The sequence below is a fragment of the Roseateles toxinivorans genome (assembly GCF_004362525.1).
Lineage (GTDB): Bacteria > Pseudomonadota > Gammaproteobacteria > Burkholderiales > Burkholderiaceae_C > Paucibacter > Paucibacter toxinivorans.
Map to the genome: position 1 here is coordinate 348,456 of NZ_SNXS01000005.1, position 25,099 is coordinate 373,554.

Sequence of the window (25,099 nt, forward strand, 5' to 3'; positions counted from 1 at the left end):
GCTGACCTGTGCTTGTACGCAGGCTGTTGCCGAACGGGGTTAAAACACGTTCACTCGCCCCACAAATCTTTCATCGCCTGCGCAAAGTCACCGTTGATGCGGTCTTGATCCAGATGCCGGCCCCCGGCCAGCACCTGCCGTCCGGCCACGAACACATCGCTGATCGCCTCGCCCTGCGATGCGAACACCAGAGCATCGAGCAGATGGCTGGCGGGCATGCCCAGCAGGCCGCTGTGCTGGGTGTCCAGCACCAGGAAGTCGGCGCGGGCACCAGTGGTCAGGCCCCAACTGGCAAAGCCCGCCGGCGCGGCGCTGCCCGCTCGCGAGGCTTCGAACAGGCGTGCGGCCGTCGACGGTTCGCGGCCCGGTGCGGCGGCGACATTGCGCTGCTGCAGGCCCAGGCGCTGGCCATACTCCAGCCAGCGCAGCTCTTCGACCCAGCCGCGGGTGACATGGCTGTCCGAGCCCAGGCTCACCGACACACCGGCCTCCAGCCAGCCGCGCAGGTCGCACAGGCCGTCGCCGAGATTGCCCTCTGTGCCGGGGCAGATCACGACGCCGGCGCCAGCGGCTGCCACGGCTGCGATCTCCTCGGGCGTGCTGTGCGTGGCATGCACCAATTGCCAGCGCGCATCGGGGGCGAAGGCATTGCACAGCCATTGCATCGGCCGCTGGCCGGTGGCAGCCAGGCAGTCGCGCACCTCCTGCTGCTGCTCGCTGATGTGGATGTGGATGGGCACTGACGCATCGCCGACCAGGGCCTGCAGCTCGCGGATGTCTTCGGCGTGGGCGGCGCGCAGCGAATGCAGGGCCACACCGGCATTCAGCAGCGGCCGGCCGGCCGCGTTGAGCGCACAGCTGGCGCGCCAGATCCAGGCCGCGTCGGTGGCGAAGCGGCTCTGGTCCTCGCGCAGGCCGATCTGGGTGAATCCGGCATGGGCGTAGAGCACGGGCAGCATCGTCAGGCCCAGGCCGGCATCGGCCGCGGCATCGGCCAGCGCCCAGCTCATGGCCAGCTCATCAGGGTAGGCCGCGCCATCGGGCTGGTGCTGCAGATAGTGGAACTCGCAGACCTGTGTGTAGCCGCCACGCAGCAGCTCCAGATAGAGCTGGGCGGCGATGGCGCGCAGCTGCTCGGGCGTGACGCGCAGCGCGCAGCCATACATCCGATCCCGCCAGGACCAGAAGTCGTCGCTGGCGCTGTCGCGCCGCTCGGCCAAACCGGCGAAGGCGCGCTGGAAGGCATGGCTGTGGGCATCGACCAGGCTGGGCAACACCGGCCCCTGCAAGCGCTGCGCCTGCGCCGGTGCCTCGACCTCGGGCGTGAAGGCCAGCCAGCGGCCCTGGCCATCAGCCTCCATCAGCACGCGGCGCTGCCATTGGCCGTCTATCCAGGCCAGTGGCGCCCAATAGGCGACGGCCGCACTCATACCGCGGGTTTCCAGTTCACCATCGTCTCCAGCAGGCGCTTCAGCAGCGGCTGCACGCGCGCTGCGATCGCCTCGTCGTAGGCATAGGGTGCCTGCTCCTGCATATAGGTGCTCCAGCACATCTCAAGCTGTACCGTGTGGATGCCCTGCTCGGGCTGACCGTAGTGGCGCGTGATGTAGCCGCCCTTGAAGCGACCGTTGACTATCGTGGTGTAGTCGCCCTGCCCGGCCAGCACGGCGGCCAGTTGCGCGGTCAGGCCCGCATCGCAGCTGCGGCCATCGGCCGTGCCCAGGTTCAGGTCGGGCAGCTTGCCTTCGAACAACCAGGGCAGCACGCTCTTGATGCTGTGCGCATCGAACAGCACCACATGGCCATGGGCGACGCGCAGCCGGTGCAGCTCACCCTGCAGCGCCTGGTGGTAGGGCTGCCAGAAGCGCTCGCGGCGGCGCATCTTCTCATCGGCATCGGGCACCTGGCCGTCCAGGTACAGCGGATCACCGGTGAAGAAGCGGGTCGGGCACAGCTCGGTGTTCGAGGCGCCGGGGTACATCGGCGTGTCCTCGGGCGGGCGGTTCAGGTCGATCACATAGCGTGAGTAGTTCGGCACGATCACGCTGGCGCCCAGCTCAGCGGCAAAGCCATAGAGGCGCTCGAGGTGCCAGTCGGTGTCTTCGGTCGCCAGCGCGCGAGGCTGGTAGCGGCCGCGCAGCTCGTCGGGGATCAAGGTGCCGACATGGGGCATGCTGACCAGCAGCGGCGCGCTGCCGGGATGGAGGGTGAATACGTCGCTCATGCGGCAACTCCTTGAGGATCGGAAAAGACAGCGGTCACCTGGCCTCCTCGCACCACCTGCAGCAGCGGATTGCGGCCGAAGAAATAGGCCAGCTCGTTCGGGTGGGCAATGTCCCAGACGCAGAAGTCGGCGCGTGCGCCGGCCTGCAGCACACCCACCTCCCCGGCCAGGCCCAGCGCCTGGGCGGCATGTACCGTGACGCCGCGCAGCGCCTCCTCGGGCGTCAGCCGGAACAGCGTGCAAGCCATGTTCAGCATCAGCAGCAGCGACAAGGTCGGCGAGGTGCCGGGGTTGTGGTCGGTCGAAAGCGCCATCGGCACGCCAGCCTCGCGCAAGGCGGCAATCGGCGGCAACTTGGTCTCGCGCAGGAAGTAGTAGGCGCCAGGCAGGAGCACGGCCACCGTGCCACTGCGGGCCATCGCCGCCACGCCCTCGGGCGACAGATGCTCCAGATGGTCGCAGGACAGCGCACCGAACTCGCAGGCCAGCTGCGTGCCGCCCTGGTCGCTGAGCTGCTCGGCATGGAGCTTGACCGGCAGCTCAAGCGCGCGAGCCGCCTCGAACACCTGGCGCGTCTGTGCCGGCGTGAAGCCTATGCCCTCGCAGAAGGCATCGACGGCATCGACCAGACCCTGGGCCTTCAGCGCCGGCATCCATGCGCAGACGGCATCGACGTAATCCGGCTGCCGGCCTTCGAACTCGGGCGGCACGGCGTGCGCTCCAAGGAAGGTGGTGCGCACCGTCACAGGCTGAGTCAGCTGCAGATGGCGGGCCACGTGCAGGCAGCGAGCTTCGGTCTCCAGGTTCAGGCCGTAGCCGGACTTGATCTCTATCGTCGTCACGCCCTCGGCCAGCAGCGGCTGCAGGCGCTTCAGCGCCAAGGCATACAGCTCGTCCTCGCTGGCGGCACGGGTCGCCGCCACGGTGGAGCGGATGCCACCACCGGCGCGGGCGATCTCTTCGTAGCTGGCGCCCTGCAGCCGCAGCTCGAACTCGCGGGAGCGCATGCCGCCATAGACCAGATGGGTGTGGCAATCGATCAGGCCCGGCGTGACGCAGGCGCCGCCCAGGTCGGTGACGGTGCCGGTGGCCCGCTTCAGTTCCGGCGGCAGATCGGCCTCGGCACCGACCCAGACAATGCGCTCGTCTTCGGCGACCAGGGCGCCGTTCTCTATCCACCCCCAGGGCTGATCTCCAGCCATCGTGGCCAGGCGCGCATTGCGCCACAAGGTCGTCGTCATGCAGAAGTCTCCGTTGAGTTCAGGCTGACTTGCATCCACCAGCCGCGCGCAGCCGGGTCGGTCAGCTCGGCCTGCCAGTTTGTGATCGTGCTGCTCCAGACCAGGCTCAGCGGTGGCACGTCCAACCAGGCGCCGCCCGGCTCGCGCACATGGCCGCCGGCCTGCATGAACAGCCCGGTCCAGTCGGCCTGTGGCCAGCCCACGGCGGCTTCCTTGGCAGGCCAGACATGCACCCTGGCCAGGCTGCGCCTGACCATCAGATTGAAATCGCGCGTGGCGCCGCCGACCAGCCGGCAATCGGTGGCCGACTCGCCGGCAAAGGCCAGCAGCGGGCTGTAGCCATTGAGCTCCTGCCCGGCACCGTCGATGTTCAGCATCACGCCCTCGCCGCTGAGCACGGCGAAGAAGCGGTCGATGTCGGGGAACGATGAAAACGGTCCGTCGGCTTCGATATCGGCCACGCTGATGCGCAGTGCCCAGGCCTCGGGCCGCGGCCAGGCCAGCAGCTCGCGGGTCCAGCCGCCGCCGTTCTTCCAGCGCGTCGCCTCGGTGTTCTGTGTTGAAACGATATGCAGATTCATGGCTGAAACCGCCCTTCCAGAAAATAGCGCGAGCCCGGATGCACGAGGCGCACGGTGGTCACCGTCTGGCCGCGGCTGAAGGTGCGGCGCTTGACGACCAGGCAGGGATCGCGCCGGCCGATCTCCAGCAGTGCGGCCTCCTCGGGCGTCGGCAGCAGCGCCTCGATGGTGTAGCGCGCTTCGCTCAGCGGCGCCACGTCCAGCAGATAGTGGGTGGGCGTGGTCCGGGTGAAATCCAGGCCCAGATAGTCGGGCGCGCAGGCCGGGTTGACCAGACGGTCTTCGCACTGGATGGCGACGCTGTTCTCCAGATGCACGATGACCGAATGGAACAGCGCCGCGCCGGCTTTCAGGCCGAAGGCCGCCGCCTGCTCGGTGGTCGCCTTGATGCGCTCCAGCCGGTGCACCCGAGCCTCATGCTGATGGCCCCGCTCGGCGATCTCGTCGTGCAGATCGCGCACGGTCAGGGTCGAGGCGATGCGGTGCAGCTGGGCCACAAAGGTGCCCACGCCCTGCATACGCTGCACCAGGCCGTCGGCCGTCAGCTCGCGCAGCGCGCGGTTCACCGTCATGCGGCTGACCTGGAATTGCTCCACCAGCTCGGCCTCCGACGGCATCAGGTCGCCGGGCCGCCAGAGCCCCGAGCTGATGCCTTCGCGCAGATGATTCTTGACCTTCAGATACTGCGGCTCGGGGCCGGCAGAAGTTTTTTTCGGCATGGCCGGGATCGTACTTGACTGCACTTGTATAGACAAGTACATTCGCCTCCATTCCATCCCGGATTGCATCCGGGCTACGAACCAGGACGTAGCCCGGATGCAATCCGGGGCAATGACCGCAGATCCGTCACCGCCCCTTGTTCAGGAGCCCACCATGCCCGATATGTCCACCCCCAGCCATGCCCAGCCCCGCGTCGTCCGCGCCCCCACCGGCAGCGCGCTGACATGCAAGAACTGGCTCAGCGAAGCCGCCTTCCGCATGCTGCAGAACAATCTCGACCCCGAGGTGGCCGAGAACCCCGACGCGCTGGTCGTCTATGGCGGCATCGGCAAGGCCGCCCGCAACTGGGACTGCTTCGAGGCCATCCTGAAGGCGCTGAAGAACCTGGAAGCCGATGAAACGCTGCTGGTGCAGTCCGGCAAGCCGGTGGGCGTGTTCCGCACCCATGCCGACGCCCCCCGCGTGCTGATCGCCAACTCCAATCTGGTGCCGCACTGGGCGACCTGGGAGCATTTCAACGAGCTGGACCGCAAGGGCCTGATGATGTACGGCCAGATGACCGCCGGCAGCTGGATCTATATCGGCTCGCAGGGCATCGTCCAGGGCACCTACGAAACATTTGCCGAGGCCGGGCGCCAGCACTTTGGTGGCGACATGGTCGGGCGCTGGATACTCACCGCGGGCCTGGGCGGCATGGGCGGCGCCCAGCCCTTGGCCGCCACCTTCGCCGGCGCCGTGTCGCTGAACATCGAGTGCCAGCAGTCGCGCATCGACTTCCGCCTGAAGACCCGCTATGTCGACGAACAGGCCACCGATCTGGACGACGCGCTGGCCCGCATCGCCAAGTACACCGCCGAGAAGAAGGCCGTGTCGATCGCCCTGCTGGGCAATGCCGCCGAGATCCTGCCGGCATTGGCCGCCCGCTGCAAGGCCGGCACCGCGATCAAGCCCGATCTGGTGACCGACCAGACCTCGGCCCACGACCTGATCAACGGCTATCTGCCGGTAGGCTGGACCGTCGAGCAGTGGAAGGCCGCCGCCGCCGATGCCAGCCAGCATGCCAGGCTGACGGCCGCTGCCGCACAGGGCTGCGCGGTGCACGTGCAGGCGATGCTGGACTTTCAGTCCATGGGCATTGCCACGGTGGACTACGGCAACAACATCCGCCAGGTGGCACTCGACCAGGGCGTGAAGAACGCCTTCGACTTCCCCGGCTTCGTGCCCGCCTACATCCGCCCGCTGTTCTGCGAGGGCAAGGGCCCGTTCCGCTGGGTGGCCCTGTCCGGTGACCCGGAAGACATCTACAAGACCGACGCCAAGATCAAGGAACTGTTCCCCCACCATGCCCATGTGCACCGCTGGCTGGACATGGCCAAGGAGCGCATCAGCTTCCAGGGCCTGCCGGCGCGCATCTGCTGGCTGGGCCTGGGCGAGCGCCATATCGCCGGCCTGGCCTTCAACGAGATGGTCAAGAGCGGCGAGCTGAAGGCGCCCATCGTGATCGGCCGCGACCATCTGGATTCGGGCTCGGTGGCCAGCCCGAATCGCGAGACGGAAAGCATGAAGGATGGCTCCGACGCCGTCTCCGACTGGCCGCTGCTCAACGCGCTGTTGAACACCGCCGGCGGCGCCACCTGGGTCAGCCTGCACCATGGCGGCGGCGTCGGCATGGGCTTTTCCCAGCACAGCGGCGTGGTCATCGTCTGCGACGGCACCGACGAGGCCGCCAAGCGCATCGGCCGTGTGCTGTGGAACGACCCCGGCACCGGCGTGATGCGCCATGCCGATGCCGGCTACGAGATCGCCGAAAAGTGCGCTGCCGAACGCGGCCTGAACCTGCCCATGGTGAACCGTTGAACGAGACCAAGATGACCGAACTGCAAATCACCCCCGGCGCGCTGACGCTGGACCAGTTGCGCGCCATCCGCGAAGGCGGCGTGCAACTCAAGCTGCACGCCAGCGCCGCCGAGATCATCCGCCGCAGCGCCGCCGTGGTGCAGGCCGCGGCCGCCGGTGACGCGCCGGTCTATGGCGTCAACACCGGCTTCGGCAAGCTGGCCTCCAAACGCATCAGCAAGGAAGAGCTGGCCACCCTGCAGTTCAACCTGATCCGCTCGCACAGCGTCGGCGTCGGTGCACCGCTGCAGCCCGGTGTGGTGCGTTTGATGCTGGCCACCAAGGCGGCCTCGCTGGCCCGCGGCCACTCCGGCGTGCGCGAGACCGTCGTGCAGTGCCTGCTCGATGTGTTCAACGCAGGCCTGGTGCCCTATGTGCCGGCACAGGGCTCGGTGGGCGCATCGGGCGATCTGGCGCCGCTGTCGCACATGACCTTGGCCCTGCTGGGCGAAGGCGAGATGCTGGTCGACGGCCAACGCAAGCCGGCGCTGGCCGAGCTGCAGAAGCACGGCATCGAGCCGCTGGTGCTGCAGGCCAAGGAAGGCCTGGCGCTGATCAACGGCACGCAGACCAGCACGGCGCTGGCACTGGAGGGTCTGCTGCGCTATGAGCTGGTGTATGCCGCGGCCATCGTCAGCGGCGCGCTGTCACTCGACGCCGCACGGGGCAGCGACGGCCCCTTCGACGACCGCATCCACCAGGTGCGCGGCCAACCCGGCCAGATCGAGGCCGCCCGCGCCTACCGCCAGATCCTGGCCGGCAGCGCCATCCGCGAGTCGCACAAGGAGGGCGACGAGCGCGTGCAGGACCCCTACTGCCTGCGCTGCCAGCCGCAGGTGATGGGCGCCTGCCTGGACCAGTCCCGCTATGTGCGCGACGTGCTGCTGCGCGAGGCCAATGCGGTGACCGACAACCCGCTGGTCTTTGCCAACACCGACGGCACGAGCTATATGGTCAGCGGCGGCAACTTCCACGCCGAGCCGGTGGCCCTGGCCGCCGACGCGCTGGCCTGCGCCATCGCCGAGGTGGGCGCCATTGCCGAGCGCCGCATCGCGATGCTGATCGACGCCTCGGTGTCGCGCCTGCCCCCCTTCCTGACCGCCAACGCCGGCCTGAACTCGGGCTTCATGATTGCGCACGTCACGGCGGCGGCCCTGGCCAGCGAGAACAAGTCCTTGGCCCATCCGGCCAGTGTGGACAGCCTGCCCACCAGCGCCAACCAGGAAGACCATGTGTCGATGGCCACTTTTGGTGCACGGCGCCTCGGCCAGATGCTGGACAACACCTCGCACATCATCGGCATCGAGCTCTTGGCCGCCAGCCAGGGCATAGAGTTCCTGCGCCCGCTGCAAAGCTCGGCCGCGCTGGAACAGGTGCACGCCCTGGTGCGCAAGACCTGCCCCCCGATGCCCACCGACCACTATCTGGCGCCCAGCATAGCGGCCGCCACCGAGCTGGTCGGCGGCGCAGAGCTGGCACAGATCGTGCGAGAGACGGGTAGCCTGGTGGTGCTGCCCTGAGCGGCCCTGCAACACGAAGCCGGCGCGATGCCGGCTTTTTTCTACTCCCTGCGTTTCTCCCGAATCGACAAATGCGCCGCCATGGCCAATGATTGCCGTCTCACCCCATCCAAGGAGATTTCACCAATGAAGAAGCTGTTGATCACCGCCCTCGCCGCCACCGCCCTGTGCAGCGCCGCCGCCCAGGCCCAGGAAGTCAAGCTGGCCGTCGGCATCTCCGGCTGGACCGGCTTTGCCCCGCTGACGCTGGCTCGCGAAACAGGCATCTTCAAGAAGAACGGGCTGGATGTGGCGATCAAGAAGATCCCGCAGAAGGATCGCCACCTGGCCATCGCCTCGGGGGACGTGCAGTGCGCAGCCACGACGGTCGAGACCTGGGTGGTCTGGAACGCCAACGGCGTGGCCACCACACAGATCTTCCAGCTCGACAAGAGCTATGGCGCCGACGGCATGATCGTCAAGCCCTCGATTGCCAAGATCAGCGACCTCAAGGGCAAGACCGTGGCCGCCAGCGCGCCCGGCACAGCACCCTACTTCGGTCTGGCCTGGATGTTGAAGAAGAACGGCCTGTCGGTGAAGGACGTCAAGGTCGTCAATCTGGAGCCGCAGGCCGCCGCCAATGCCTTCCTGGCCGGCAATGCCGATCTGGACGCGGGCATGACCTATGAGCCCTATCTGAGCGGCGTGCGCGCCAAGCCCGAGGCCGGCAAGATCATCGCCACGACCCTGGACTACCCGATGGTGATGGACACCTTCGGCTGCACGCCCAAATTCCTGGCCGAGAACCCCAAGGCCGCCAAGGCCCTGGCCGACAGCTACTTCGAGGCGCTGGAGATGATCCAGAAAGAGCCCAAGAAGAGCTTCGAGATCATGGGCGCCGACGTCAAGCAGACCGGCGAGGCCTTCGAGAAGAGTCAGGCCTATCTGCGCTGGCAGGACCGCGCGGCGAACCAGAAGTTCTTCGCCGGCGAGCATGCCCAGTTCAGCAAGGAGGCGGCCGATCTGCTGCTGGAAGTGGGCATCATCAAGGCGATACCGGACCTGTCCAAGCTGGCGGATACGCGCTTCATCAAGTAGGTTGCGGTTCGGGCCCCGGATTGCATCCGGGTTCGTAGCCCGGATGCAATCCGGGGCCGACCTCTGACAAACCCCGGATTGCATCCGGGCTACTGCATACCCATCGCCGATGAAACCACTGCACCCCGTCTCCCCGCAGGCCCGCCTGCTGCTGGGCATCGCCTTCTTCGTCCTGTTCACCGCGGTCTGGGCCGCGGTGACGATGGGCGGCTATGTCAGCAAGACCTTTCTGGCCGACCCGATCAGCATGCTCAAGTCCGGCTGGGTGCTGCTGACGGAAATGGGCTTTGCCACCGACATCGGCATGACCGTCTGGCGCGTGCTCGGCGGCTTCGTCATCGCCGCCCTGCTGGCCCTGCCGCTGGGCGTGCTGATGGGGGCCTACAAGCCCGTCGAGGCCTTCTTCGAACCCTTTGTCTCGTTCGCCCGCTACCTGCCGGCCTCGGCCTTCATACCGCTGCTGATGCTGTGGGTGGGCATTGGCGAGACGCAGAAGCTGGCGGTGATCTTCATCGGCTCCTTCTTTCAGCTGGTGCTGATGATTGCCGTGACCGTGGGCAACACGCGGCGCGACCTGGTCGAGGCGGCCTACACGCTCGGCTGCTCGCACACCGGCCTGCTCAAGCGCGTGCTGCTGCCCGGCGCCGCGCCCGAGATCGCCGAGATCCTGCGCATGGTGCTGGGCTGGGCCTGGACCTATGTGATCGTCGCCGAGCTGATTGGCGCCTCCAGCGGCATCGGCCACATGATCACCGACAGCCAGGCGCTGCTGGCCACCGACCAGATCATCTTCGGCATCATCGTCATCGGGCTGATCGGCCTGGTCAGCGACTACGCCTTCAAGGCCGCGAATCGCGCGCTGTTTCCCTGGGCTCAGTTGGGACGATGAACTCCATGAACATACTGTCCGTACGCGGTGTTTCGCGCACCTTCCACACCCCCACCCAGGGCAGCACCGTCGCGCTGCAGGCCACCGATCTGGACGTGGCCGAGAACGACTTCGTCACCATCCTCGGCCCCTCGGGCTGCGGCAAATCGACGCTGCTGCGCATCGTCGCCGGCCTGGACGAGCCCAGCGGGGGTCAGGTCTTGCTCGACGGCAAGCCGGTCACCGCGCCCGGTGCCGACCGCGGCATGGTGTTCCAGAGCTACACCCTGTTCCCCTGGCTGACGGTGCTGGACAACGTCTGCTTCGGCCTGCGCGAGCGCGGCATGGCGCGAGGGCAGCAGATCGAGCTGGCCCAGGGTTTTCTGGCCAAGGTCGGGCTGCAGAAGTTCGCCAAGCACTTTCCGAAGCAGCTGTCGGGCGGCATGCAGCAGCGCACGGCGCTGGCCCGGGCCCTGGCCAATCAGCCGCGCATGCTGCTGATGGACGAGCCTTTTGGCGCGCTCGACCACCAGACCCGCGAGCTGATGCAGGAGCTGCTGCTGGGCATCTGGGAGAGTGAGCGCAAAACCGTGCTGTTCGTCACCCACGACATCGACGAGGCCATCTTCATGGGCTCGCGGGTGGTGGTAATGAGCGCCCGGCCGGGCCGCATCAAGAGCGATCTGGCCGTGCCCTTCGAGCACCCCCGCCACTACCGGATCAAGACCCAGCCGGCCTTTGCCGAGCTCAAGGGCGAGCTGACCGAGCAGTTGCGCACCGAGGTGCTGGCGGCCGCCGCGGCCTGATCAAACCGGCAAAAATCCTCATTGCCGCGCAAACTGCCACATCCTGCCGGGCCGGCGGGTGCGGCGGCGGCGCATGGCCGGCGGTTCCGAGGCGACAATTCAGGTCAAACCGCCCATGCCGGAGAGATTTGTTGCTGATACGCGCCCTGATCGCCCTGACGCTGACCCTGTGCAGCCCGCTGTCCCTTGCCTTCAGCGTGGTCTTCATCAACCCGGGCCGCTCGGACGAGGCCTATTGGGTGGCGGCCGGCCAGGCCATGCAGGCGGCGGCGGACAGCCTGAACATCCGTTTCGAGCAGCGCTTTGCCGAGCGTGACCCGCTGCGCGTGCAGCAGATCGCCCGCGATATCGTCGCCCGCCCCGCCGCCCTGCGGCCCGACTATGTGGTGGCCACCAATGACAAGCGCACCCTGGTGCAGGTCGCGCAGCTGCTGGACACCGCAGGCATCAAGAGCTTTGCCGCCTTCAGCGGTCTGCAGGACGATGAGCGCGCCCAGGTCGGTCCGCCGCGAGACCAGATTCCCCGCCTGCTGGGTTCGCTGGAACCCAATGCCGAGGAGGCCGGCTACCTGACCGCCAAGGCCCTGATCGCCCAGGGCCTTCGGGCCAAGCTGCAGGGCACAGACGGGCTGCTGCATCTGCTGGCCATAGCGGGCGACAAGTCCACTCCAGTGTCGGTGCTGCGCAATCAGGGCATGCAGCGCGCGGTCGCCGAGCAGGCAGGCAAGGTGCGGCTGGAACAGATCGTCTATGCCGACTGGCGCCGCGACAAGGCCGCCGAACAGGCCGGCTGGCTGCTGGCCCGCTACCCGCAGGCCCGGCTGCTGTGGGCCGGCAGCGACCAGATGGCCTTTGGCGCCATGGAGGCCGCGCAGAAACTCGGCCGCACGCCGGGGCGCGACATGCTGTTCTCGGCCATCAACACCTCGCCCGAGGCGATGCAGGCGCGCATCGCCGGACGCCTGTGCTCGCTGGCCGGTGGCCATTTCATGGCCGGCGCCTGGGCCCTGGTGATGCTGTATGACCATCACCACGGCCGCGACTTTGCCGACGAAGGCCTGGAGCTGGACCGGCCGATGTTCACCCTGTTCGACCGGCCAACAGCCGAGCGCTATCTGCAGCGCTTCGGCGACGGCTTTGGCGGCATAGACTTCCGGCCGTTCAGCAAGGTGCTCAATCCGAGGCTCAAGCGCTATGACTTCAGATTTGGCCAGGTGATGCGATGAGGTCGCGGGAGCCCCTGTTCCGCTCCCTGGCCGAGTCCTTGACCCGCCGCATGGTCGTGCTGGGGCTGCTGTGTGCGTTGATCGCCGCCGCCCTGCAGATGAGCTGGGTCTATCACGCGGAGCGCAAGGCCTTTGACGAGCAGATGCACAGCGTCGCACAGACCCATCTGCAGCTGCTGTCGTCCAGCCTGTGGGATATCGAGCCCCGGCATGTGCAGAGCCTGCTCGACAACATTGCCGCCGCGCCCCAGGTGCAGTACGTGCTGCTGGAGGCCGGCACCGGCCAGCAGTTCCGCGCCGGCCCGCGCGATGCGCATGACCGGGACCCCGACCATGCCGGCGTCACCCTGACCGTGCCCAGCCCTGGCGCCCCGGGTCAGAGCCTGGGCCGCCTGCATATTGACTTCAACCAGGACTATCTGCACTGGCAACTGGCCCGTGCTGCCCTGCAGGTGGGCCTGATCTCGGGCCTGCTGACGCTGGTGCTGGGGGTGGCCAACAATTTGATGGTGCGCCGCCTGCTGCTCAAGCCGATGGGGCAGATTGCCCGTTTCGCCGTCGCGCTGGCCCCCGGCAAACTGCCGCCCGAGCTGCAGCTGCAGCGCCCCGCGCGCGACCACCGCGACGAGATCGACCTGGTGGCCGATGGCTTCCTGACCCTGCAAAAGGAGATCGCACACTACGTCGACGAGCGCACCCGCCACGAGACGGCGCTGGCACGTCAGGCGGCCGAACTGGACCAGGCCTTCCGCCAGCGCACCGCGGAGCTTCAAGCGATGACCCGCTACCTCGAGGTACTGTCGCTGAGCTCCAACCGCTTCATGACCGTCTCGCTGGACGCCTATGCCGAACTGATGCGCAACACGCTTGGCGAGATGGTGGAGCACATCCCCCGCTGCGACCTGGCCGTGGCCGAGCAGCTGGACAGCGCCTCACCGCTGCTGTGGCGCTATGTGCACCAGGCCCCGGGCCACGGCACGACGGCGCTGGTGGAGGGCCAGGAGTTGCCCCCGGGGCTGATCGGCGAACTGGCGCCGGGCTGGGCCCACTGCCGCATCCGCGGGCTGGACGAGGCCACCCCCGCCCAGGCCCTGGCCATGCAGCGCCAGGGCGCCCGTGCAATGGCCTGGTGCGCCTACCGTGGCGCCGACAGCACGCGCGTCATGGTGGCACTGTCGGGCCAGCCGCAGCGCTGGGCCGAGCTCAATGACAAGCTCACCCAGATGGCCGCCGACATGCTGTTCAACTCGATGCGCCGCCGTCGCGACCAGCTGACGATGGAGCATATGCACCGCGAGCTGCAGCATCTGTCGCACACCGACCCGCTGACCGGTCTGGCCAACCGCCGCCACTTCGATCAGGTCAAGCTGGAGGAAACACGGCGGGCACTGCGCAACGGCCTGCCGCTGGCCGTGGTCAGCGTCGATCTGGACCACTTCAAGGCCTATAACGACAGCTACGGCCATGGCCAGGGCGACAGCTGCCTGGTCACCATCGCCCAGCTGATGCGCGACACCTTTCACCGTGCCGGCGAACTGCCCGCGCGGCTGGGCGGCGAGGAGTTCACCGTGCTGCTGCCCGGCCAGTCGCTGGCCATGGCAGCGGCCCATGCCGAACGGCTGCGCGCCCGCGTCGTCGAGCTGGCCCTGCCGCACCGCGACTCGCCGCTGGGCGTCGTCAGCGTCAGCATAGGCCTGGCCTGCCTGAACGTCGAACCCTCGATGCCCGAGCACTCGGCCGAGGAGCAGATCGCCGCGGTGCTGGAAGCCGCCGACCGGGCCCTGTATGAGGCCAAGCGGGCGGGGCGCAATCGCGTGCAGGTGGGCTGACCCCGGATTGCATCCGGGCTACGGATGCGTGCGTAGCCCGGATGCAATCCGGGGCCACAGACGCGCACGTAGCCCGGATGCAATCCGGGGCCTCAATACTTCCCAGTAGCCCCCGCCACCCGCAGATACACATAGGCCACCCAGGCCACCAGGCCCCGGCGCAGCACCCCGCGCCAACCCGGCAGATGCCGGTGCTTGGCATCGACCTCCAGCGACACCGCCAGTGCGGCATCGAACTCCTCTCGCAGCTGGCGGGCAAAGCCCGGGTCCTGCACGATCACATTGGCTTCGAGGTTGAGCAGCAGCGACAGCGGGTCGATGTTCGAGCTGCCCACCGTGGCCCAGTCGTCATCGACCACGGCGATCTTGGCGTGCAGAAAGGCCGGCGTGTACTCGTAGATGCGCACGCCATGGCGCAGTAGCTCTTCGTACAGCACGCTGGCGGCCATGCCGGCTATGCGGTAGTCCACCTTGCCCTGCAGCAGCAGGCGCACCTGCACACCGCGCCGGGCCGAATCGCGCAGGGCGTTGCGGAAGGCATGGCCGGGATAGAAGTACGGCGTGATCAGGTCCACCCGGTGCCGGGCCGAGCGTATCGCGTGCACATAGGCATGCTCGATGGTGCGGCGGCGGCGCAGATTGTCACGCAGCACAAAGGCGGCGCGCATCGGCGGCAGCCAGGCGTCGGGGGTCAGGTCTGACTTGCCGCCGGGCATCTTCAGGCGCTTGAGCAGGCGGCGCGCACGGCGAATCGGCGCCGGGCTGCGCACCATCGCGATCAACTCCTCGGTGAAGTCGCGGCCCAGCCAGGCTCGCGTCCAGACCGCGCGGCAGGCCTGCTCGATCGCCTGCACCGCGGCACCGCGCAGGCCGACGGCAAAGTCCAGCCGCGCCTGCTCGCACATGCCGTGATTCAGATCGTTGCGGTCGTCGATGATGTTGATGCCGCCGACGAAGCCGACCTCGCCGTCCACCACGCACAGCTTCTGGTGCAGGCGGCGCAGCTGGCCCGGCTGCAGCCAGCGCCACCAGCGGTCGATAGGCCGGAACACGGCCAAGGCCGCGCCACTGCCTTCGAGCTGCTCGGTCAGCCAGGCCAGGCTTTGCTTGGAGCCGAAGCCATCGACGACGATGCGCACCCGCACGCCACGCAAGGAGGCGGCGCGCAGCGCCTGGGCCAGCTGCGCGCCGGCAATGTCGTTGTGAAAGATATAGGTGGCCAGCCAGACCTCATGACGCGCCGCGGCGATCGCCTCGATCTGCGCCGGGAACAGCTGATCGCCGCCACGCAGCAGCCGCACGTCGTTGCCGCCGGTGAAGTCCGGCCCCGAGGGGCTGGGCCACAGCGGTTGGTGCTGCGGCTCGTCCGCCGGTCCGGACTCGGGTGTCAATTAAGCCAGCTCCAGCTCGGCCACCAAAGGCAGGTGATCGGACATGCGCGCCCAGGCCGGGCCGCGCGGCACATGCATGCCCACGCATTGCATGCCGCGCATATAGATGCGGTCCAGCGAGAACAGCGGCACCCGCGACGGGAAGGTGGCAATGCGCCGCCCGCCCGGCGGCTGCGCACGCTCCAGGCCGGCCTCGCGCATCGGCGCGTCCAGGCGCTCGCCCCAGTCATTGAAATCGCCGGCGATCAGCAGCAGGGCGTCCGGTGGTATCTCGCGCTCGATATAGTCGGCCAGCGACCTGGTCTGGCGCACGCGGCTGCCATGCATCAGGCCCAGATGGGCCACCACGGCATGGACCTGATGCTCCTGCCAGTTGACCACCACATGCAGCAGTCCGCGCTGCTCGAAGCGGTGGTCGGACACATCGTGGTGGCCGATGTCACCCAGCGGCCAGCGCGACAGCAGCGCATTGCCATGCTCGCCATGGCGTGTGACGGCATTGGTGCGATAGGCCGCCTCATAGCCCTCGGGCGCCAGAAAGTCGGCCTGCCCCTGGTCCGGCCAGCCCTGCAGCGTGCGTTTGAACTCGCGCGCCTCCTGATGGTGGAAGTGCCGCACCTCCTGCAGGAACACCATATCGGCGTCCAGCGCCTCGATGCCCAGGCCCAGGTTGTGGATCTCCAGTCGCTTGCCCGGGCCCACGCCGCGCACGCCCTTGTGAATGTTGTAGGTGGCCACGCGCAGGCGATGCCCGAGCAGGGTGCTGGCGTGGTGGTGGGCGTGCGTCGAATGGCGGAAGGCGTGCTGCATGGTGGTGATGCTCAGTTACAGCCGCGGGCACTGCCCAGGCCACGCAGAAAGGAACGCCGCGCCGCGCCCGCGGCGATCGCCGCCGCCACGTCCTTGGAATAGCGCTCGGCGCCGGTCAGCTTGCGCACCCAGCTGCGGAAGGGCACGATGCTCTCGGCCGTGTTGCGCACCGCGCCCACGGCGGCGTCCCCCATCAACTCTCCACCCCGCTCGACCAGGCCGGGATTCGAGGCGGTGGCCGGCGCATCCAGGTCCGGCCCAAGCACCTCATCAAGGCCACGCAACTCGGCGGCCAGCGCGGCGCAGCTCGAATCGGCGGGCGGCTTGTAGAGGCGCTGGCGCGCGTCGATCAGGGCCTGAGGGATGGGGGCCTGCACCAGATTGAAATCGTTCAGCGGTGTCGAGGCGGCATCGGTGAAGCGCGAAGTCTTCGGCACGGCACAGGCCGACAGCGCAAGGGCCATGACAAACACAAGGGGACGGCTCATGCGGGCAAGCATAGCAGCGATGCGCACGCTGAAAAAAGCCCTCATCGGTGCCCGGCAAACCTCGGCAACTGCAGTACCGCCTCGGCGTTGGACGGCGAGAAGCAGCGGTCGGCCGCCTCGCGCCAGGGCAGCCACTGGAACGCCAGGTGCTCGCGCGGCGCCAGGGTCACGGTGCGGGCCGAGGGCACGCACAGGCCGAACACATGCTCGGTGTTCTGCACCACGCCGGGCGCATAGCGGTGGCGCCACTGGGGGTAGATCTCGTAGATGTTGCGCAGCTGCCAGTCGAGCAGTTCGCCGTCGGCAATGCCGGTTTCCTCCTGCACCTCGCGGCGGGCGGTCAGGGCCAGCGGCTCGTCCAATGTGTCTTTGGAGCCGGTCACGCTCTGCCAGTAGCCGGGGTGGTCGGCGCGCTCAAGCAGCAGCACCTGCAGGTCCGGTGTGTGGATGACCACCAGCACCGATTCGGGGATTTTGTAGGGGTGCGGCGGGTTCATGGGCGAAGAGGATATCAATCCGTCGATGGCCCCGGATTTCATCCGGGCTACGCAAGCCGGGTAGCCCGGATGCAATCCGGGTCAATGCAGCCGCAGCCTTCGCGCAATGGCCTCGGCCTGCGCGGCCAATTGCTCGCCGTCGCGCAGATCGGTGATGTTTCGCGCCGCTTCGGCCAGGCGGGCCAGATCGGCGATAGCCTGGTCAAGTGCGGCGTTGGTCGACAGCCCGGCCTCGGGCAAGGTGTCAAAGCGTGCCAGCTCCTCCAGCCGTGCCGGCAACTGCCCCTGATTCAGCGTGGCTTCCAGGCGCTGGCGCTGCTGCTGGTGGTGCCAGCTGGGGCCAAGCTCGCCATGCTCGCGCATCAGCTCGGCCAGGCGGCCATGGGCCGAGGCCTGCAGGGCGCGCGACTGCAGCGCCTCGGCCAGGGCCAGGGCTTGCCCTGCCCACCCCAGCGCCGCATCGGCCGACTGCAGCTCGCTGAGCAGCAGGGCCACCTGGGCCTGCAGCCAGCGGTAGCCGCTGCGCTGCGCCAGGTCCAGCGCCTGCCGGGCCAGGGCCAGTGCCTGCGCCGCCTCGCCGCTGTCTCGGGCGCCGCGGGCGCTGTGCCAGATCGCCTCGGCCTGATAGTCGCGGTGGCCGGCCTCGCGGGCCATGGCCAGGGCCTCCTGCAGCATCGGCTGCGCGGCCTGCGGGCCCTGGGTGACGCGCAGCGACACCGCGCGATTCAGCGCAATCTTGGCACGCAGATAAGCGTCGGTGGCCAGGCGCGGATAGTGGCGCTCGGCCTGCTCCAGCACGCGGCCACCGCGTGCCCAGTCGCCGAAGGCATAGCAGAGGTGGGCCAGGCCGATGCGGGCCAGGCAGGATGCGCGCGCGTCATCGGCGGCCCAGTCCAGGGTCTGGCTCCAGGCATTGCAGGCCTGGGCATAGTCGCCGCGCTGGTAGTGCAGCCGGCCCTGGGCCTCGGCCAATTCGGCGGCCTCGGCCAGGGCCGAGCTCTGCCGGGCCTCGGCCAGCGCCGCCTGCAGCTCGTCCTGCAGCTCGGCGGCACGGCCCCAGCGCTCCAGCACGAAGAAGGCACCAAGCAGCGCCGCCCGCGCCAGGGTCGGGTCTTGCGCCCGCATCAGCCGCTGCAAGCGCGGCAAGGCCAGCCCGGGATGGCGCATGACGACACGCTCCCAGCGGAGCTTGTCGTTGCGGCCCGAGGCTGGCATGGGGTTCAGGCTGCGGTTATGCGGCCGTTGCGCCGGTGTTGCGCAGGCGGATGTGCAGCTCGCGCAGCTGCTTTTCATCCACGTTGCTCGGTGCGCCGGTCAGCAGGCACTGGGCGCGCTGGGTCTTCGGGAAGGCGATCACGTCGCGCAGCGATTCGGCGCCGGTCATCAGCATCACGAAGCGGTCCAGGCCGATGGCGATGCCGCCATGCGGGGGCGCACCGTACTGCAGCGCGTCGAGCAGGAAGCCGAACTTCAGCTGTGCTTCTTCCGCGTCGATCTTCAGCGCACGGAACACCTTGCTCTGCACCTCTTCGCGGTGGATACGCACCGAACCACCGCCCAGCTCGATGCCGTTAAGCACCACGTCATAGGCCTTGGAGATGCAGCGGCCCGGATCGGTCTCGAGCCAGTCTTCGTGGCCGTCCTTGGGCGCCGTGAACGGGTGGTGCACCGCGTTCCAGCGGTCGCCGTCCTCGTCGTACTCGAACATCGGGAAGTCGGTCACCCACAACGGTTCCCACTCGCCCTGGGCCAGGCCGCGGGCCTTGCCGAACTCGCTGTGGCCGACCTTGACGCGCAGCGCGCCGATGGCGTCGTTGACGACCTTGGCCTTGTCGGCGCCGAAGAAGATCAGGTCGCCGGTCTGTGCGCCGGTGCGCTTCAGGATCTGGCAAATAGCCGCGTCATGCAGGTTCTTGACGATGGGCGACTGCAGGCCTTCGCGGCCCTTGGCCAGGTCGTTGACCTTGATCCAGGCCAGGCCCTTGGCGCCATAGATCTTGACGAACTCGGTGTAGCCGTCGATCTCGCCACGGCTCATCTCGCCGCCGCCAGGGATGCGCAGCGCGACCACGCGGCCGTCCTTGCTCGTCGCCGGTGTCGAGAAGACCTTGAAGTCCACATCGCCCATCACGTCGGTCAGCTCGGTGAATTCGAGCTTGACGCGCAGGTCGGGCTTGTCCGAGCCGTACAGACGCATCGCGTCGGCATACAGCATGGTCGGGAAGGCCGGCAGCTTGACGCCGATCGCATGCTCGAAGGTCGAGCGGATCATGCCCTCGAACATCGTGCGTATCTCTTCCTCGGTCAGGAAGGAGGTCTCGATATCGATCTGCGTGAACTCGGGCTGGCGGTCGGCGCGCAGGTCTTCGTCGCGGAAGCACTTGGTGATCTGGTAGTAGCGGTCGAAGCCGGCGATCATCAAGAGCTGCTTGAACAGCTGAGGGCTTTGGGGCAGCGCGAAGAACATGCCGTCATGCACGCGGCTGGGCACGAGGTAGTCGCGCGCGCCCTCGGGCGTGCTCTTGGTCAGCATCGGCGTTTCGATGTCGATGAAGCCGTTGGCGTCGAGGAACTTGCGCACCTCCATGGCCACGCGGTAGCGCAGCATCATGTTGCGCTGCATGTAGGGGCGGCGCAGGTCCAGCACGCGGTGCGTCAGGCGCGTGGTTTCCGACAGGTTCTCGTCGTCCAGCGGGAACGGGGGCGTGACGCTGGCGTTCAGCACTTCCAGCTCATGGCACAGCACCTCGACCTTGCCGCTGGTCAGGTTGGCGTTCTCGGTGCCGGCCGGGCGCGCACGCACCTTGCCGACGATCTTCAGGCAGAACTCGTTGCGCACGTCTTCCGCCACCTTGAACATCTCGGCGCGGTCGGGATCGCAGACGACCTGCACCATGCCTTCGCGGTCGCGCAGGTCGATGAAGATCACGCCGCCATGGTCGCGGCGGCGGTGGGCCCAGCCCATCAGGGTCACGGTTTGGTCCATCAGCTTCTCGCTGACCAGGCCTGCATAAGTGGTTCTCATCAAACTTCTCCGTAATCGGTTCGTGGGCAGCGCCGAGCAATGGCCAGGGGCGTTGCATTCAAAAAGGGTGAATCAGGGGCGCTGGCGGGCTGTGAAAGCCTTCAGGGTTGAGCACTTGCCGGGGCGCTCAACCCGGCTGATTTCGGCCGGCCTCGGGCACGAGCACCAGGTGCTCCTCGACCGGCGCCACCACACCCATCGAGATGATGTGCTTCAGCGCCGCGTCGACACTCATGCGCAGCGGAATGACCTCGGCACGCGGGACCATCAGGAAGAAGCCCGAGGTCGGGTTCGGTGTGGTCGGCACATAGAGGCTGACATGCTCGGTCTGCAGGTGCTGGGCCACCTCGCCGCTGGGCTTGCCGGTGACGAAGGCAATCGTCCAGGAGCCGTGGCGCGGGTACTGCACCAGCACCGCCTCGCGAAAGGCATTGCCGCTGCTCGAGAACAGCGTGTCCGAGACCTGCTTCACCGAGCTGTAGATCGACTTGACGATGGGCGTGTTCGACAGGATGCGGTCCTGCTGGCGGAACCACCACTGGCCGAAGATATTGGCCACGAACATGCCCGTCAGCAGCAGCGCGCTGACCAGCACCAGCACGCCCAGGCCCGGGATCGAGCGCAGGCTCTCGACATTGGCATGCAGCGAGGCCGGCAGCAGGGTCTGCGTGGCCGTCAGCAGCCAGGCAAACACACCGTCGATCAGGCCCAGCACCCACAGCAGCACCCAGATGGTGATGGCCAGGGGCAGCCAGACGAGCAGGCCGGTGATGATGTATTTCTTCACGAAGATCCTTAGGCGCGGCGCCGACTCAGACGCTGGAAGCGGGGGCAGGCGGTGGCGGTGCCGCAGGCGCGGCGCTGCTGTCGGCGGCGGGCTTGGCATCAACGGCCGGCGCGCTGGTCGCAGCGGCGCCGCCCTTGAAGTCGGTCGCATACCAGCCCGAGCCCTTGAGCTGGAAGCCGGCGGCGGTGACCTGTTTCTGGAACGACTCGGCCCCGCAGGCCGGGCAGGTGGTGAGCTGCGGATCGGAGATCTTTTGCAACACGTCTTTGGCGTGGCCGCAGGCCGCGCAACGGTAGGCATAGATCGGCATGTCTAAACCCTTGATTTAAAACGCGAAATTATAGCGGGCGGGCGCCCGGCGGGATTTTGTAGCCCGGATGGAATCCGGGGCCACGTGGGATCAATGCGTCACGCCCTGCAACTTGTGATGCGAGCCATGGTGGTTCTTCAGCGCCTGCGGACCCAGCGAGCCGACCAGCATGCCCACCACCGCCATCAGCACACCCACCAGCTGGGCCGGAAACTCCTCGCCGGCCGGGGTGAGCATGAACACCAGCCAGGAGACGATGCCCAGCACGATGGAGAAGATCGCCCCCTGCGTGGTGGCGCGCTTCCAGTACAGGCCGAACACCAGCGGCACGAAGGCACCGACCAGGGTCACCTGATAGGCACCCGACACCATGTCGTAGATCGAGGTGCCCTGCAGCGCGATCGCATAGGCGCAAACCAGGCAGCTGAACACCAGCACGGCGATACGCATCGTGCGCAGCTCCTGCTGGTCGCTGATGCGGGGGCGGAACTGGCGCCAGATGTTCTCGACGAAGGTGACCGAGGGCGCCAGCATCGTGGCCGAGGCGGTGGACTTCAGCGCCGACAGCAGCGCGCCGAAGAAGATCACCTGCATCACGAAGGGCATGCGCTCCATCACCAGCGTGGGCAGCACCTTCTGCGGATCATCCTTCAGCAGCGCATCGGTCTGCTCCGGCATGATGATCAGCGCGCTGACGATCAGGAACATCGGCACGAAGGCGAACAGGATGTAGAAGATGCCGCCGATCACCGGGCCCTTGGTCGCCGCCTGCACGTTCTTGGCCGACATCACGCGCTGGAACACGTCCTGCTGGGGGATCGAACCCAGCATCATGGTGATGGCCGCGGCGATGAAGAACACGATGTCGTGGAAGCTCGGCTCGGGGAAGAAGCGGAACAGGTCCTTGCTGCTGGCCAGTGCGATCACCTTCCCGGCGCCGCCGGCCATATTGCCGGCGAACACGGCGAGTACCGTCAGGCCGACGACCAGGATGATCATCTGGATGAAGTCGGTCACAGCCACCGACCACATGCCGCCAAACAGCGTGTAGGCCAGGATGGACACGGTGCCGATGACCATGCCCATGGGCACGCTGATGGCGCCGCCCGACAGCAGATTGAACACCAGGCCCAGCGCCGCCACCTGCGCCGCCACCCAGCCCAGATAGCTGAGGATGATGATCAGCGAGCACACCACCTCGACTGCGCGGCCATAGCGCTCGCGGTAGTAATCGCTGATCGTCAGCAGGCTCATCTTGTAGAGCTTGGCGGCAAAGAACACGCCCACCAGGATCAGGCAGGTGCCGGCGCCGAACGGGTCTTCGATCACGCCGTTCAGGCCCGAGTTGATGAACTTGGCCGGAATGCCCATCACCGTCTCGGCCCCGAACCAGGTGGCGAAGGTGGTGGTGATGATCATCACCAGCGGCAGGTTGCGCCCGGCAATGGCGAAGTCGGCCGTGTTCTTCACGCGCTTGGCGGCCCACAGGCCGATGGCGATGGTGAAGAACAGATAGACGAAGACCAGGGTCAAGAGCATGGCGAGGGCCTCACGCGGTTTTGAGTCGGAGCGGATTATCTCTATTTGTAGCCCGGATGAAATCCGGGAATGCCGTCACGAAAAACGCAATGTGACCTGCGCCACCAGCAGCCCAAGCACAAACCCGCCCCCGGCCCAGATCACGCCCTGCAGCAGCCGGTTGGTGCGGCGCTGCTCGGCCAGCAGTGCGATCAGCGCCTGCTGCTCTCCGCGGGAACTCTGGGACTTCAGCGCGTCATGCAGCAACCGCGGCAGCTCGGGCAGCATCTGGGCGTAACGCGGGGCTTCTTTCTTCAGCCGCTCGGCCAGGCCGCGCCAGCCGACCTGCTCGTTCATCCAGCGCTCCAGGAAGGGCTTGGCCGTGGCCCAGAGGTCGAGCTCCGGGTCCAGCTGGCGGCCCAGGCCTTCGACATTGAGCAGGGTCTTCTGCAGCAGCACCAGCTGTGGCTGGATCTCGACATTGAAGCGGCGCGAGGTCTGGAACAGGCGCATCAGCACCTGGCCGAGCGAGATGTCCTTCAGCGGCCGGTCGAAATGCGGCTCGCAGACGGCGCGCACCGCGCCCTCCAGCTCATCGACCCGGGTGTTGGGCGGCACCCAGCCCGACTCCACGTGCAGTTCGGCCACGCGCTTGTAGTCGCGCTGAAAGAAGGCGATGAAGTTCTGCGCCAGGTACTCCTTGTCGTTCTCCGACAGGGTGCCGATGATGCCGAAGTCCAGCGCGATATAGCGGCCGAAGGTGGCCGGCTCCAGGCTCACCTGGATATTGCCCGGGTGCATGTCGGCGTGGAAGAAGCCATCGCGGAACACCTGGGTGAAGAAGATGGTCACGCCATCGCGGGCCAGCTTCGGAATGTCAACGCCGGCTTCGCGCAGGCGCTGCGCCTGGCTGATGGGCACGCCCTTCATGCGCTCCATCACCAGCACCTCGGTCTTGCAGTACTCCCAGACCATCTCGGGCACCAGCACCAGGTCCAGCCCCTCCATATTGCGGCGCAGCTGGGCGGCGTTGGCCGCTTCGCGCACCAGGTCCAGCTCGTCATGCAAATAGGTGTTGAACTCGGCCACCACCTCGCGCGGCTTCAGGCGCCGGCCATCGGCGCTGAGCCGCTCGACCCAGCCGGCAATGGTGCGCAGCAGGGCGAGGTCGTCCTCGATGATGTCCAGCATGCCCGGGCGCAGCACCTTCACCGCCACCTCGCGGCCGTCCATCAGCGTGGCGAAGTGCACCTGCGCGATCGAGGCGCTGGCCACCGGCTCGGCCTCGAAACTGGCAAAGATGTCCTCGATCCGCCGGCCCAGCGCCCGCTCCACCAGCACCCGGGCCTGGGCGGCGGGGAATGGCGGCACGCTGTCCTGCAGCTTGGCCAGCTCGTCGGCAATATCGGCCGGCAGCAGGTCACGCCGGGTGGACAGCACCTGGCCGAACTTGACGAAGATCGGCCCCAGCCGCTCCAGCGCCATGCGCATGCGCGCACCACGCGGCTGGTCCCAGCGGCGACCCACCAGGGTGGCGCGGCGCAGCCAGCGGTAGCGCTGGCCGCTCAAGGAGCCCAGGGCCAGGTTGTCCAGCCCGAAGCGGAAAACAGTGACGATGATCAGCAGGAGCCGGGCGAGATACCTCATCATCGGGAAGCGCGGCCGCTGCCATTCGACCCCATGGGGTTGATCGCCGCCACCGACTGCGCCAGCTTGGCGCCCGCGGCGGCTATTGCCCTGCCCCAGCGCGCCAGCTCATGGGCAGGCGCCGGGCCCATGAGCTTGGCCAGGTCGTCCTCGATGTCCCAGCGCAGGTTCTGCATCAGCCAGTTCATGTCGGTGGCCAGGCCGGCATCACCCTGGATCTCGACCTTGGGGCGCTCGCCGGTCAGCGCACCCAGGGCCATCGCCGCCGGGTTGGAGGCATCAAGCTGCACCCGCAGCGAGGGCTGCTCGGGCACAGCCTCCAGCCGTTCCAGCAGGCCGGCCGGGGTGATCTGCAGGGCCAGCGCGGGCGGCACCGGCAGCAACGCCGGCCAGCCCTTGAGCTCGACCAGCACCGTGGCCCCCTGGTGCGGCCTGAGCCGTTCCATGGCCACAGACTCGCGGGAGAGCACATGGTTGAGCAGCAGGGTCAGGCGGTCCTGGGCTGCCGGCGCGAGCAGCGATATCCACTGGGAAGTCATTTCTTGAAGCATGGGACGGATTGTAGGCATCCCTAACCCCGAGGCTCTTGTCACATTAAAGCCACCGGAAAGGCACTTGAATTGAGAGAGAATCCACAG

General features: G+C 67.5%; 23 protein-coding genes. 7 read left to right on the forward strand and 16 right to left on the reverse strand.

The genetic code is table 11. The features are described from left to right. Positions 1–50: 50 nt before the first annotated feature. The 5 genes from hutF to hutC are packed head-to-tail and all read right to left on the reverse strand — an operon-like array spanning position 51 to position 4,765. On the reverse strand, positions 51–1,430 hold the full coding sequence (gene hutF / locus DES47_RS19865) for a formimidoylglutamate deiminase (protein WP_133702483.1): 1,380 nt from the start codon (positions 1,428–1,430) through the stop codon (positions 51–53). After that, positions 1,427–2,224 carry an N-formylglutamate deformylase gene (gene hutG, locus DES47_RS19870; RefSeq protein ID WP_133702484.1) on the reverse strand — a complete coding sequence of 266 codons (798 nt, stop codon included), beginning with the start codon at positions 2,222–2,224 and terminating at the stop codon, positions 1,427–1,429. Before hutG ends, hutF begins: the two co-directional genes overlap by 4 nt. After that, on the reverse strand, positions 2,221–3,465 hold the full coding sequence (gene hutI, locus DES47_RS19875; protein ID WP_133702485.1) for an imidazolonepropionase: 1,245 nt from the start codon (positions 3,463–3,465) through the stop codon (positions 2,221–2,223). Before hutI ends, hutG begins: the two co-directional genes overlap by 4 nt. After that, positions 3,462–4,046 (reverse strand): HutD/Ves family protein, encoded by a 585-nt coding sequence (locus DES47_RS19880; RefSeq protein ID WP_133702486.1) that lies wholly within the window; start codon positions 4,044–4,046, stop codon positions 3,462–3,464. The genes hutI and DES47_RS19880 overlap by 4 nt, the downstream gene beginning before the upstream one ends. Next, on the reverse strand, positions 4,043–4,765 hold the full coding sequence (gene hutC / locus DES47_RS19885) for a histidine utilization repressor (protein ID WP_133702487.1): 723 nt from the start codon (positions 4,763–4,765) through the stop codon (positions 4,043–4,045). The genes DES47_RS19880 and hutC overlap by 4 nt, the downstream gene beginning before the upstream one ends. A gap of 163 nt (positions 4,766–4,928) precedes the next feature. Here hutC and hutU point away from each other — a divergent pair, with 163 nt between their 5' ends. From hutU to DES47_RS19920, 7 genes are all read left to right on the forward strand, one after another. Next, positions 4,929–6,623, forward strand: a complete 1,695-nt coding sequence (hutU, locus tag DES47_RS19890; RefSeq protein ID WP_133702721.1) for a urocanate hydratase — start codon at positions 4,929–4,931, stop codon at positions 6,621–6,623. 11 nt (positions 6,624–6,634) lie between these two features. After that, positions 6,635–8,182, forward strand: a complete 1,548-nt coding sequence (gene hutH / locus DES47_RS19895) for a histidine ammonia-lyase (protein ID WP_133702488.1) — start codon at positions 6,635–6,637, stop codon at positions 8,180–8,182. Between the two features lie 126 nt (positions 8,183–8,308). Then, complete coding sequence (locus DES47_RS19900) at positions 8,309–9,259, forward strand: ABC transporter substrate-binding protein (RefSeq protein WP_133702489.1); 951 nt, start codon at positions 8,309–8,311, stop codon at positions 9,257–9,259. A gap of 109 nt (positions 9,260–9,368) precedes the next feature. Next, entirely contained in the window at positions 9,369–10,148 is a 780-nt protein-coding gene (locus tag DES47_RS19905; protein WP_133702490.1) for an ABC transporter permease, read from the forward strand. A 5-nt stretch (positions 10,149–10,153) separates the two neighbouring features. Next, the gene (locus DES47_RS19910; RefSeq protein ID WP_133702491.1) at positions 10,154–10,933 is read left to right on the forward strand and encodes an ABC transporter ATP-binding protein; all 780 of its coding nucleotides are present in this window, start codon (positions 10,154–10,156) and stop codon (positions 10,931–10,933) included. Positions 10,934–11,064: 131 nt separating this feature from the next. Continuing rightward, complete coding sequence (locus DES47_RS19915) at positions 11,065–12,159, forward strand: ABC transporter substrate-binding protein (RefSeq protein WP_243748396.1); 1,095 nt, start codon at positions 11,065–11,067, stop codon at positions 12,157–12,159. Continuing rightward, a complete protein-coding gene (locus DES47_RS19920; RefSeq protein ID WP_133702492.1) occupies positions 12,156–13,988 on the forward strand; it encodes a sensor domain-containing diguanylate cyclase in 1,833 nt (610 codons plus the stop codon). The genes DES47_RS19915 and DES47_RS19920 overlap by 4 nt, the downstream gene beginning before the upstream one ends. A 92-nt stretch (positions 13,989–14,080) precedes the next feature. Here the strand turns inward: DES47_RS19920 and clsB are convergent, their stop codons facing one another. The 11 genes from clsB to DES47_RS19975 form a co-directional block, all read right to left on the reverse strand. Then, complete coding sequence (clsB, locus tag DES47_RS19925) at positions 14,081–15,379, reverse strand: cardiolipin synthase ClsB (protein WP_243748397.1); 1,299 nt, start codon at positions 15,377–15,379, stop codon at positions 14,081–14,083. Then, positions 15,380–16,189: an endonuclease/exonuclease/phosphatase family protein gene (locus DES47_RS19930; RefSeq protein ID WP_133702493.1), complete on the reverse strand. Its 810-nt coding sequence runs from the start codon at positions 16,187–16,189 to the stop codon at positions 15,380–15,382. An 11-nt stretch (positions 16,190–16,200) separates the two neighbouring features. Next, positions 16,201–16,677 (reverse strand): hypothetical protein, encoded by a 477-nt coding sequence (locus DES47_RS19935; RefSeq protein ID WP_243748398.1) that lies wholly within the window; start codon positions 16,675–16,677, stop codon positions 16,201–16,203. A gap of 41 nt (positions 16,678–16,718) precedes the next feature. Further along, positions 16,719–17,174, reverse strand: coding sequence for a dihydroneopterin triphosphate diphosphatase (gene nudB, locus DES47_RS19940; RefSeq protein WP_133702494.1), 456 nt, complete (start codon positions 17,172–17,174; stop codon positions 16,719–16,721). An 81-nt stretch (positions 17,175–17,255) separates the two neighbouring features. Next, complete coding sequence (locus DES47_RS19945; RefSeq protein WP_133702495.1) at positions 17,256–18,389, reverse strand: hypothetical protein; 1,134 nt, start codon at positions 18,387–18,389, stop codon at positions 17,256–17,258. Positions 18,390–18,405: 16 nt separating this feature from the next. Further along, on the reverse strand, positions 18,406–20,199 hold the full coding sequence (gene aspS, locus DES47_RS19950; protein WP_133702496.1) for an aspartate--tRNA ligase: 1,794 nt from the start codon (positions 20,197–20,199) through the stop codon (positions 18,406–18,408). Between the two features lie 127 nt (positions 20,200–20,326). Then, complete coding sequence (locus DES47_RS19955; protein WP_133702497.1) at positions 20,327–20,986, reverse strand: DUF502 domain-containing protein; 660 nt, start codon at positions 20,984–20,986, stop codon at positions 20,327–20,329. Positions 20,987–21,011: 25 nt separating this feature from the next. Further along, positions 21,012–21,296, reverse strand: coding sequence for an FmdB family zinc ribbon protein (locus DES47_RS19960; RefSeq protein WP_133702498.1), 285 nt, complete (start codon positions 21,294–21,296; stop codon positions 21,012–21,014). 90 nt (positions 21,297–21,386) lie between these two features. After that, the gene (locus tag DES47_RS19965; RefSeq protein WP_133702499.1) at positions 21,387–22,835 is read right to left on the reverse strand and encodes a high affinity choline transporter 1; all 1,449 of its coding nucleotides are present in this window, start codon (positions 22,833–22,835) and stop codon (positions 21,387–21,389) included. A gap of 75 nt (positions 22,836–22,910) precedes the next feature. After that, positions 22,911–24,461 carry a ubiquinone biosynthesis regulatory protein kinase UbiB gene (gene ubiB / locus DES47_RS19970; protein WP_133702725.1) on the reverse strand — a complete coding sequence of 517 codons (1,551 nt, stop codon included), beginning with the start codon at positions 24,459–24,461 and terminating at the stop codon, positions 22,911–22,913. Continuing rightward, the gene (locus tag DES47_RS19975; RefSeq protein WP_208115057.1) at positions 24,461–25,012 is read right to left on the reverse strand and encodes a hypothetical protein; all 552 of its coding nucleotides are present in this window, start codon (positions 25,010–25,012) and stop codon (positions 24,461–24,463) included. Before DES47_RS19975 ends, ubiB begins: the two co-directional genes overlap by 1 nt. Positions 25,013–25,099: the final 87 nt, after the last annotated feature.